Origin of the sequence: Anaerotignum sp. (genome assembly GCF_031981185.1) — a bacterium.
Classification (GTDB): domain Bacteria; phylum Bacillota; class Clostridia; order Lachnospirales; family Anaerotignaceae; genus Chakrabartyella.
Window position 1 is genome coordinate 24,225 of record NZ_DALYUL010000035.1, and the last position, 785, is coordinate 25,009.

The window sequence follows — 785 nt, forward strand, 5'->3', positions numbered from 1 at the left end:
CCATCATAACCGTTGCACCGGCAAATCCACCACCCGCAGCCGTTGGTGTAAACGCACTGCTTACAATTAACTTAAGTGCTGCTCCAAGGTAAGGTGCATTAATCACCATTATTACTACACATCCTAATATGTATAATCCCGCCATTAAAGGAACCAGTTTTTCACAACACTTAGCAATTGACTTTACCCCGCCTAAAATAACTAACGCCGTAGCGACAGTCAAAACAATACCCGTAATCCATTGTGGAACATGAAAATTGTTTAGCACCATGGTTGATATGGAGTTTGCCTGTGTCATATTACCAATGCCAAAACATGCAACACCAGCAAATACAGCAAACATTACGCCTAGCCATTTCTGTCCAAGTCCTCTTTCAAGGGCATACATAGGGCCTCCAACCATGGCTCCCGTTTTATCCTTTACTCTGTATTTAATTGCCAGCAACGCCTCACCATACTTTGTTGCTATGCCAAACAAACCTGTTAACCAACACCACATGATAGCACCAGGGCCACCCAAAGCCACTGCTGTTGCAACCCCCACAATATTACCAGTACCGATTGTGGCTGCCAATGCCGTTGTCAAAGCACCAAATCCTGATACATCGCCTTCGGCATCCGTATCCGGCGTGACAGAAAGCTTAATCGCCTTGAATGTGTAGCGCTGTATAAACTTTGTTCGCACTGTTAAAAAGATGTGTGTACCAAATAGCAAAACCAGCATGACCGGCCCCCAAACAAAGCCGTTCACTGCATCTACAAAACTGTTAATTGCCTCCATAATT

1 protein-coding gene is annotated in these 785 nt (G+C 44.6%); it reads right to left on the reverse strand.

From position 1 onward, the window contains the following. Positions 1 to 781, reverse strand: a 781-nt coding sequence (locus RTK36_RS15085) for an alanine/glycine:cation symporter family protein (RefSeq protein ID WP_442871363.1), incomplete at its 3' end; no start/stop codon positions are given. Positions 782 to 785 lie beyond the last annotated feature (4 nt).